Source organism: Variovorax sp. P4_D9 (genome assembly GCF_056401695.1).
Genome location: NZ_JBFUIU010000351.1, coordinates 1 through 9,257, shown reverse-complemented (window position 1 = coordinate 9,257; position 9,257 = coordinate 1). Strand labels below are relative to the sequence as shown.

Here is a 9,257-nt window from a genome sequence, read left to right as displayed (position 1 = left end):
CCCTGCGTACGTCACGCGCTGAGTTCGAGAGCGGCGTCCAGGCCATCCAAGGGGCCATCGTCCGCGGCGAAGTGCTCCAGGTCAATCTGACACGGCGCGAAGACTCGGCCTTCGAGGGCGATACCTGGGCCTTGTACGAAGATCTCGTGTCTGCACATCCGGCGCCCTTCGCGGCCTACCTCGAAGGGCCGGGATTCGCGATCGCAAGTTGCTCGCCCGAGCGATTCCTTCATCGGAGGGGCGACCGGCTCGAGGCGCGCCCGATCAAGGGCACCGCAGCGCGTGGTGCCGACGAAGGCGAGGACGCAATGCGACGCCAGTGGCTGGCCTCGAGCGCGAAGGATCGCGCCGAGAACGTGATGATCGTTGACCTGATGCGCAACGACCTTGGGCGCGTGGCCGTGACCGGCAGCGTTGAAGTGCCCGAGCTGTTCGGGCTGGAGCCCTATGCCAGCGTGTGGCAGATGGTGTCGACCGTGCGGGCACGACTGCGCCCCGACTGCGATGTGGCGCAACTGCTGCGCGCGTGTTGGCCGCCAGGTTCGATGACCGGTGCGCCGAAGATCAAGGCGATGGAGATCATCGAGGGGCTCGAGGCCCTGCGCCGTGGATGGTACGCCGGCTCCATTGGCTATCTGGATTGCCGCGGCAACATGGACCTTTCGGTCGTCATCCGGACAGCCATCGTTGCCGGTGGGCGCGTGATGGTGCAGTTCGGCGGCGGCATCGTCGCGGACAGTGATCCAAAGGGCGAATGGGCGGAAACGGAAGCCAAGGGGGTTCGCATCATCCAGACGTTGAGAAGAGGGCAGAGCCTGAGCGGCGACGCGACCCAGCCGAATAGCCGACTTGAAGATATACAGTAAGAATGTCGGCAACCTTAGGAAACCTACGAGACTGAGTGTGTAGTGTTTGCAATTTCGAACACCGCCGCGGTGCCGGCATCGGCGATCGGCACTCGCCGCTGGCGCACGGCTAAGGACTTCCACTCTTGCGCGTCGCCGACCGTCGCCTAGACTGGCGACATGTGCCGAAGCCTCGTCGAGTGAGTTCTTCTTGTCCCGCTCACCCATCCGCGGTGAGTGCGSACCGAAGTGCCAAGTCCGGGTGGCCGCTTGCGGTGCTGATTCGCAGGGGTGACCAGATGTCCTTGCTCCACGCTGTTCGAGCCGTCCACCGATGGATCGACGAGCCGATCGTTGGTCCCGTGCGAGTTCGATGGATGCGTGAGCTGTTCCTCTCGGRCGAAGGAGCAGGCGCCTACTATGGCGTATTCAAAGGCTTCGCCGACGCGCGAGCYTGGCTTCCCAGAAGCAATGAGTTCGACCAGGCGTCCTTGGCGGCGAACTTCATCGAAGTTCGCTGCAAGACCGTTTTCCCTTATGACTATCCGGTCATGCTGTGGCTCATGCGCGCGTTTCAAGCCGGAGCGACCAGCGTGCTCGACATCGGGGGGTCGGTGGGGGTGCACTACTACGCATACCGCCGCTACATCGAAATGCCTGCGACATTGACTTGGCGCGTGGTCGAAGTTCCATCGATGGTCGMCATCGGGAGACGCCTGGCGGCCACGAATGCCGCGATCGCGCTGTCATTCACGGAAGACATGCGGCAGGCCGTCATGGCGACGGGCAGCGAGATCTGGRTGTCGGCCGGCGCGATTCATTACATCGAAGACGCGCGACCCGCGCAACTCCTGAAGCAGTGCGTCGTGCGGCCCAGGCACATCTTCCTGAACAAGTTGCCTCTTTACGCCGGCGAAGACTTCGTGACGGCCCAGAACATCAGCGCAGGCTCGTTCGCGCCGCTGCACGTCTTCAACCGGAGGCGATTCATYGGGGAAATCGARGAGGTCGGCTACACGCTCTGGGACMAGTGGGCAGTGCCCGAGCGGTCCTTGTACCTGGCTGGACATCCCGAGCGCTGCCTGCCGAATTTCACCGGACTCTATTTCATCGACAGCCAGTTCATTTCCGGCAAGGAGAAGCTCCCGCCYTACCGGKCCGCCTGACCCGCGCCGCCCGCCGTAGCCAGGGCGCCGAGGACCGTGCGGCGGCTGTCGAGAAGCGACCCCTTCGAGACGCTACGCCGCCTGGCGCCGAAGCGGGGAACGGAGCGCCTGCGTTTGCTGTCGTCGTCTACGCGCGCATCGACGGCGTCGATGCCGCTGCAGGAGGAGTGCGCTCCTGACATTCTTGTCGTTTGCGCGCCTACGCCCTTGCGCCGCGATTCAGTTCCGCCTTGCGTGCACGACGACGGCCTCGCGCTCACGCAGTCGCTTGCGGATCGCACGGCACGTGCGCTCCCCGCGGGAGCGTTCAAATGCGAAGACTACTTCGCAAAATCCTGCAGCGTCTTGCCGGCGTCGAGCGCGGCCTTGAGCCAACCGGGCTTCGGACCTCGTCCGGTCCATGAATTGCCGGCATCGTCGCTGTAGGTGATCTTCGACGACGCGCGCTTGGCCCTTCTCGGGGGCTTGGAAGTCTTCGTCTCCGTCGCGGCTTGAGGTGCTTCCGCGCTCACCGCGCTGGCGGTGGCTCCGACGCGGAACTCCTCGAGCGACCTTCCCGATGTGAGCGCCTCACGCAGCCAACGTGGACGCGGACCGCGACCGGACCATGCGTTGCCATTGCCATCCCCGAACGCGGCGCGGGACTCGGAAGACTTCGAAGCCTTCACGCGCTTCGGTTTGGCGGCGCTCGAGCGAGACTCGAGTCCGAGGTGCGCAGCAGTCAATCCGTAATGCGCGATCGCGACTTTGATGCGTTCAACGACGCCCTTGATCTCGCTGTTGCGCAGGGATTCGGCCTGTCGTTGCAGCTGTTCGATCTGCTTCTGGATCTGCTTGTAGGTTTGTGCCATTGCTATTGAATTGGAATTGTGGAGACCCGCAGCTTACTCCGTGTTGAAAGTTGCTCAAACGCGCGATTGATATCACGCATTGCAACTGTACGAATTCGGCACTTCTTCAATGGCACTAAACGACGTCTTCGGGAGCCGCAACGACCCGGCGGTATCTGCTCATGGCCCCGGGTTCCACACCGAGCCAGCGCGCAACTTTCTCGCTTTCCGCGCCGCGGCGCAATTGCCGCAAAGCGAAGGTATGCCGCAAGCGGAAAGATCCACCGTCGGCGGCATCGAATCCGGCTTCGTCGAAGACCTCCTTGGCGGACTCGTACTGGGACTCCTTGCTCCAGGCCTTGCCTGCGCGCGTGGAAGGAAAGAGAAACGGGCCCTCGATGCGCGCTTCGGCGCGCACCTGCAGCCAGTGCTGCAGGAGTTCGCCCGCCCACGGCGCGATCGGCGTCTCGCGTGCCGGTGAATTGCCATTGCCTGGGACAGCCACTTGCCATGGCCGTTCGCGCACGCGTCCACCTTGCGAGGTGGGTGCATCGAGGGTCAGGACGCGCACGTCGCCGGATGTCAGGCCGGCGCCCAATTGCAATCCGACCGCGACCCGGTTCCTGATCTGCTGCCAGGTGAAGGCCCCCTGTGCGGCACGACCTTGCGGGGACAGATGGGGACGAGGGCGTGCCTGCGAGAGAAAGGTGATGAGCTGCTTGGCCTCCGCGACAAGAACTCCGGCCGAGGATCGGCTGAGGCCGCCTCTGCGTAGCGAATCGCGGGATTCGCCGCGATCCAATCCGCGGCGGCCGTGTTGACGAGAAGGCCCGTGGCGGCCGCGTGATGGCGCAGCACGTGATCGAACAGTCGCAACAGTCGCAAGGCATGGCGGGGGGAGAGCGACAGATCCGAACTCTTCATGCCATAGCGCGCGGGCCTGGAAGGCCTGGAGATCGCGCGCGTCGAGCGCCTCCAGCGTGAGCGCGGGGGATTGACCCAGGCACCAAGCCGAGAAGGCGCCCCACATGTCTCGATAGACCTCGACGGACGAGTTCAGGCGCAGGGCCCCTGCGCCTGCTGGTCCTGGAGCCAGCGCTGGTGGAATGCCACCCATTGGCTTTCGGTCGGTGCCTCATCGAAGAGGCGCGCCGAGCCAATCTTCGATGGCCGACCGCGCCGCCTCGATCTCGTCTGCCGGACACTGGCTGTTGAGTTGGACGGCGGCAATGCCTCGCCCGCGAAGCTTTTCGCACTGATCCTTCATCAGGGCGATGAGCGGCGACAGAGCCGGGCCTTGAACTCGCCGTCCGTGAACAGATCGGCGTGGCCGTAGMCGCCTTCGGCCTTGTCGACCTTKRTGGCGATGGATACGCCGCGATAGACCTTCGGGTTTGCAGACGACGCCCGCATGTCGACCTCCRTCATTCCGGGCGACGCGAGTTGACCACCGYGTTCAATTTGGTCTTCCACCAGGACGAAGCAGAGCGCGGGAYCGGGGGAAGGTCTCCCGGCAGGGAGATCCTGGCCAGCTCCTCGCGCCCCTTTTGGGTAATGGCRAGCACCTGGGCCGCATCTGTCGTGCCCGAAAGCGTCCTCAACGAACTCAAGGGAGCGGGGGTGAGAGCAATCACCAGACCCGCGGCACGCAGGAGCTTGATCTGATCAATCTCCTCTGAAGTGCGGAATGTGGCTGGCAACGGCGAGGCAGCGAGTTGCCTGAGCATGTCCATGGCCATTCTGGGGTCCTCCTTTTCCGATTAACCACATGGGAGCGACGCAAAGATAGGAGCCCACAGCCGCAGGATCAAGAGGGCGGAACGACAAGAAGACGTAACGATTCTTGTCGTTCGCGAAGACGTGCGCAGCCAGCCCATCCCTGCGTGCCTGTTCGCACGTTGAATTCAGCGCATTGGGGACTTTGTCCAGTCTCGAAACCCGGGCGTGCGATGAGGCCCGGCAGTATTGCGCYGCCGGGCCTGGACTTCCTTTCATGCTGCATTTGCCTGCGAGAGGCCGCGATTGCCTACTTGAGAGGCGCACAGGAAGTCCAACKRGTGAACTCTACGCCTGGRGGCCAGGCGTGCGGCACATAGCCGTCGCCCGATCGTGGAATCGGTTCGTTTCAGCCGCCACAAAGTGTTCGAAGGATCGGGGGCCATTTGGGCCTCCTCCCGTACTCCGACCCTTCGCGTGCCGAGGGCGTAGAGTCCGGGATCGACCAGGCGTTCAGTTCCGCATCACGATCGCGGCCAGAACAAAGCCGGCCATCCATAGCGTTTCGATCATCAGCAGCGCAAAGGGCCGCCAGCCGGCGCGGGCCAGTTGGCCGAATGAAGTCTTCATGCCCAGCGCCGCAATGGCGACAACCAGACAAGCACGGGAGACATCATTGAGACCCGATTGCACTGCCGCCGGGACCCCGCCCACGGAGTTGATGATGACCAGGGCCACGAACACCCAAAGAAACCACGGGACAAGGGCTGGCTTCGCACCGGTGGAAGCGCTTTCGCTCGCCTCGCGCTGCCGCTTGAACAGGCTGGACACCATCACCACGACCACGGCCAGCATGGACACGCGGAACAGCTTGACGATGGTGGCGTAGTCGCCGGTTTCCTGGTTCAGCATGTAGCCCGCGCCTACCACTTGCGCAACGTCGTGAATCGTTCCTCCCAGGAAAAGGCCTGCGAGTTCGGGCGACAGGTGCAGCAACTTGGCAATCAGCGGATAGATCATCATGGCCAAGGTGGACAGCACGGTCACGGTCACCACCACCGTCAGGGTGAAGCGTTCATCGTACTTGTTGCGTGGCAATACCGCCGAGATCGCCAAAGCGGCCGACGCGCCGCAGATTGCGACCGCACCGCCGGCCAACACGGACTGCGCGCGGTTCATGCCTAGGCCACGTCCCAGCAACACCCCACACATCAGCGTGGTCACGACAGCCGCGATGACGATGGCCGCAGTGCTCCAGCCGAGGCCAGCAATCTGACTCGCCGTGATCCGAGCCCCGAGCAGGCCGACGCCGAGTCGCAGCACGGTGCGGGAACAGAACTCGATGCCAGGTCGGGTCTTGGCGTCATGGCTCAGATAGTGAAAAGCCACGCCAAAGAATAGTGCGTACAGGAGTTGAGGCCCTCCGTGCAACGTGGACATCAGAGTGGCGGCCATCGCAATCACACACGACAAGCCGGCACCGGGGAGAAGTTGCCTCAGGTGCTGCGGCAACCAGGCGGGGCGGGCCGTGTCGGCGGCTGACGATGGCAACAGGAAATCGGACACAGGAAGTTCTCCTTCGAACAGCGCGTGGATGGCGAGTGATGGGTCGTGGCCCCTTGGTGGGTTGGATCGTAGGTAGAAGTGATTAAAGAAAAAAGCGGATAATTCCGTTCAGAATGATCGATAAATCAGATCAGCAATCCTTCCAGCGTCTACGCATCAACCTGCGTCAGCTCGAAGTCTTTCTGGCCACGGCGGGCAGCGGCAGCACACGTGCGGCGGCCGACCGGATCGCGCGCTCGCAATCTGCGGCGAGCACGTCGCTGGCCGAACTCGAGGCCGCGCTCGGCGTCGAACTGTTCGACCGCATCGGCCGGCGTCTGCTGCTCAACGAGAACGGGCGCGCGCTGTGGCCCAAGGCCCAGGCCCTGGTCGAACAGGCCGCCGAGGTGCAAGCTCTGTTTACCGACGAGCACGCGGCACCATTGCGGGTGGCTGCCAGCTTCACGATCGGCGAATACCTGTTGCCGAGCCTCGTATCGCAGTGGACGCAACTGAATCCCAAGAGCCAGATCCAACTGCGCATAGGCAATACCAGCGATGTGATCGACGCGGTTGCGGCCCTGGATGTCGACATGGGCTTCGTCGAAGGGTCTCAGACGCACTCCGATCTGGTCGTGCGACCCTGGCTGGATGACGAAATGGTGATCCTCGCAGCACCGGGCAATCCACTGGCGAACCGCTGCGCGACGACGCGGCAATTGGCTCAGGCCACTTGGGTGCTGCGGGAACACGGTTCCGGCACGCGCCAGATCGCGGACGAGTGGTTGCTGAAGAATCTGGGTCAGGTCCGCGTCGGCTTCGAGCTCGGCAGCACCGAAGCGATCAAGGGTGTGGTGGCGGCGAGCGATGGGCTCGGATGTCTTTCTCGTTACGCGGTGGAACAAAGCGTGGCAGACGGGCACTTGATCGAACTGCGAACACGCCTGCCCAGAGCAATCCGCCAACTGGCCATCGTGCTGCACCGCGAAAAGCGGCTGGGCCGCGCCTCCACGGACTTCCTGGCGCACTGCAGCGCGGCCGAGCACCACAGAGCCGGCTGAGCGACGCGCACTGGTTCCGGCGCTGCGCACCCCAACTGCGGGGCCATTCATCGATCAAGTGGATAAGGTCCTCTGAAAAATAAATTGGACTGATAGGTCCTTGCGCGCAATCCTCGCCCGCAAATCACAGGAGACATCCATGACCCATGCGACCACGACAAGTTTCACCGTGCATCCATTCGGCGGCGCTCTCGGTGCCGAGGTCCGGGGCATCGATCTCAATGAGCCGCTTGCACGGGAACAGGTGCGCGGCCTCCGGGACGCCTGGGCCGAACACCTGAGCTGCGCTTTCGTGGCCAGGAGGCGCTGACGCTCGAAATCGCAGATCGCCTTCTCGCGCCACTTCGGCAACCTGGACAAACGCCCCACCGCGAGCTATGAGATGAGCCGGCAGCACGGCGAACTGCCTCCTGAGATTACCGTGATCTTGGACGTCAAGGTCGACAACAAGCCGCTGGGCGCGCTCGGCGACGGCGAGGCCGTGTGGCATTCCGACATGACCTACAACCAGCACCCGCCTCGCGGCGCCTGCCTGCGCGCACAGGGAGATTCCGCCCGAAGGCGGCAACACCTGTTTCGCCAACCTCGACGCGGCCTATGACACGCTTGACCCCGCCACCAAGGAGCGCACGCGAACTTGAACTGCGTGCACGACGCGACCCGCAGCAGCGCCGGCGAGCTGGCGTCGKAGATGAAGCGTGATCTTGCCGAATCGGCCCGCGCGGTGCCGGCGCGAAAGAGTCGCAAGTCACCGCCCCCTGGACAGGTTCGCGCCGGCAGGTTGCGCCGGCGGGCGCCCGGGCCCGAAGTACGCAACGTTATGCGCCGGCGGATTGCCGTTGGCATCAGGCGCGCCGGATGATGGCTCGATCGGCCCATGAAGAGCCGACACGCAGCCATCAGCCATCCGGAGACAACTCGCATGTTCAATCGCCAATTTCTCGTCACGGCCGCGGCAGGCGCCGTGTATGCCGTCGCTGCCTTGCAGCCCCGCGCAGCGTGGGCCGACGCCTATCCGCAGCAGCCGGTGCGGGCTGTCGTCATCAACGCACCGGGCACCGGCACCGATACCACGGCCCGCTTCATCGCTACCCAGTTGAGCAAGACATGGAACACACCGGTCGTGGTCGAGAACAAGGCGGGCGCCGGCGGCACCATCGGCACCGATTTCGTCGTCAAGCGGCACCCGATGGGTACAACATCCTGTTCACTACCGGCGCCCACTACAGCTTTCCGGCGCTGTATGACAACTTGACCTTCAATGCCGCGACCGACTTCACGCCGGTGGCGACCATCGCCCAGTCTCCCATTGTTCTGTTCGTGCCGGCCAACTCGCCCTTCAAGACCGTACAGGATGTCATGGAGGCCTCGAGGAAGAAGCCCGGCAGTGTGTCCTTCGCGACACCGGGCACCGGAACCTCGTCACACCTGGCTGCCGCGCTGATGAGTTCCATGGCAGGAATCCGCATGCAGCACGTGCCCTACAAGTCCGCCACGCAGGCCGTGGTGGATGTCGCCAGCGGACAAGCCGACCTGGGCTTCAACGGAGTGACGACCGCATTGCCGCTGCTGCATGGCGGAAAGATCCGGGCCCTTGCCGTCACCAGCCTGAAGCGTTCGCAACTCCTACCGGATGTGCCCACCCTGGACGAGTCGGGGCTCAAGGGCTATGACTTCGTCACACCCATTCTGGCGCTGGTGCGTGCCGGTACGCCGGATGCGGTGGTGAACACGATCGGCGCAGCGATAACGGCGGAAGCGGCCCGGCCCGAGTTCAAGGAACTGTGCAAGGCCCAGGGCTTGGACGTCGCTGTCCGCAGTCCGGCCGAGATGCGTGTCGCGATGCCCACTCTTGTCCAAGACAGAAAGGCGTTGAGCCATCCCGATGCGTGGGGTAAAAAGTTGTCGCCAAACGAACTTCCACCCCACTCACGAGAGGCCCAACGTGAAAGCATCATGCAGCATGTTCAGTCAGATCCTCAAGCTGATTCCGCGCATCGAGTTCGAGCACATCGTCAAGCGCACCCAGGCTGAATACGCGTCCAAGGGCTTCTCCAGTTGGGGCCAGCTGGTTGCGATGCTGTTTTGCCAACT

Annotated in this window: 10 protein-coding genes and 1 pseudogene; 7 read left to right on the top strand and 4 right to left on the bottom strand. The window is 63.6% G+C overall.

Features of this window, described 5'->3' with window-relative positions:
- A partial coding sequence (pabB, locus tag AC1DY5_RS30435) for an aminodeoxychorismate synthase component I (protein WP_478117518.1) occupies positions 1–866 on the top strand: 866 nt, incomplete at its 5' end.
- A gap of 125 nt (positions 867–991) precedes the next feature.
- Positions 992–2,011 (top strand): methyltransferase, TIGR04325 family, encoded by a 1,020-nt coding sequence (locus tag AC1DY5_RS30430; RefSeq protein WP_478117517.1) that lies wholly within the window; start codon positions 992–994, stop codon positions 2,009–2,011.
- 320 nt (positions 2,012–2,331) lie between these two features.
- Here AC1DY5_RS30430 and AC1DY5_RS30425 read toward each other — a convergent pair whose 3' ends face one another.
- The 4 genes from AC1DY5_RS30425 to AC1DY5_RS30410 form a co-directional block, all read right to left on the bottom strand.
- The gene (locus tag AC1DY5_RS30425) at positions 2,332–2,862 is read right to left on the bottom strand and encodes an H-NS family nucleoid-associated regulatory protein (RefSeq protein ID WP_478117516.1); all 531 of its coding nucleotides are present in this window, start codon (positions 2,860–2,862) and stop codon (positions 2,332–2,334) included.
- 115 nt (positions 2,863–2,977) lie between these two features.
- Positions 2,978–3,871, bottom strand: a complete 894-nt coding sequence (locus AC1DY5_RS30420; RefSeq protein ID WP_478117524.1) for a tyrosine-type recombinase/integrase — start codon at positions 3,869–3,871, stop codon at positions 2,978–2,980.
- 394 nt (positions 3,872–4,265) lie between these two features.
- Complete coding sequence (locus tag AC1DY5_RS30415) at positions 4,266–4,580, bottom strand: hypothetical protein (protein ID WP_478117515.1); 315 nt, start codon at positions 4,578–4,580, stop codon at positions 4,266–4,268.
- Between the two features lie 490 nt (positions 4,581–5,070).
- A complete protein-coding gene (locus AC1DY5_RS30410; RefSeq protein WP_478117522.1) occupies positions 5,071–6,111 on the bottom strand; it encodes a YeiH family protein in 1,041 nt (346 codons plus the stop codon).
- A 125-nt stretch (positions 6,112–6,236) separates the two neighbouring features.
- Here AC1DY5_RS30410 and AC1DY5_RS30405 point away from each other — a divergent pair, with 125 nt between their 5' ends.
- From AC1DY5_RS30405 to AC1DY5_RS30385, 5 genes and pseudogenes are all read left to right on the top strand, one after another.
- Entirely contained in the window at positions 6,237–7,163 is a 927-nt protein-coding gene (locus AC1DY5_RS30405) for a LysR family transcriptional regulator (protein WP_478117513.1), read from the top strand.
- Between the two features lie 139 nt (positions 7,164–7,302).
- Positions 7,303–7,473 carry a hypothetical protein gene (locus AC1DY5_RS30400; RefSeq protein WP_478117511.1) on the top strand — a complete coding sequence of 57 codons (171 nt, stop codon included), beginning with the start codon at positions 7,303–7,305 and terminating at the stop codon, positions 7,471–7,473.
- A gap of 72 nt (positions 7,474–7,545) precedes the next feature.
- Positions 7,546–7,764, top strand: a complete 219-nt coding sequence (locus tag AC1DY5_RS30395; protein ID WP_478117509.1) for a hypothetical protein — start codon at positions 7,546–7,548, stop codon at positions 7,762–7,764.
- Positions 7,765–8,040: 276 nt separating this feature from the next.
- Positions 8,041–9,197 (top strand): annotated as a pseudogene (locus AC1DY5_RS30390) (Bug family tripartite tricarboxylate transporter substrate binding protein).
- Positions 9,148–9,257 (top strand): DUF4372 domain-containing protein (locus tag AC1DY5_RS30385; protein ID WP_478117520.1); only part of this gene is annotated, 110 nt, incomplete at its 3' end. The pseudogene AC1DY5_RS30390 and the gene AC1DY5_RS30385, both read left to right, overlap by 50 nt.

Excerpts from the sequence above, each read along its gene's own strand:
- AC1DY5_RS30400 (WP_478117511.1), top strand. The coding sequence starts at position 7,303 with ATGACCCATGCGACCACGACAAGTTTCACCGTGCATCCATTCGGCGGC.
- AC1DY5_RS30395 (WP_478117509.1), top strand. The coding sequence starts at position 7,546 with ATGAGCCGGCAGCACGGCGAACTGCCTCCTGAGATTACCGTGATCTTG.
- AC1DY5_RS30405 (WP_478117513.1), top strand. The coding sequence starts at position 6,237 with ATGATCGATAAATCAGATCAGCAATCCTTCCAGCGTCTACGCATCAAC.
- AC1DY5_RS30425 (WP_478117516.1), bottom strand. The coding sequence starts at position 2,862 with ATGGCACAAACCTACAAGCAGATCCAGAAGCAGATCGAACAGCTGCAA.
- AC1DY5_RS30420 (WP_478117524.1), bottom strand. The coding sequence starts at position 3,871 with ATGTGGGGCGCCTTCTCGGCTTGGTGCCTGGGTCAATCCCCCGCGCTC.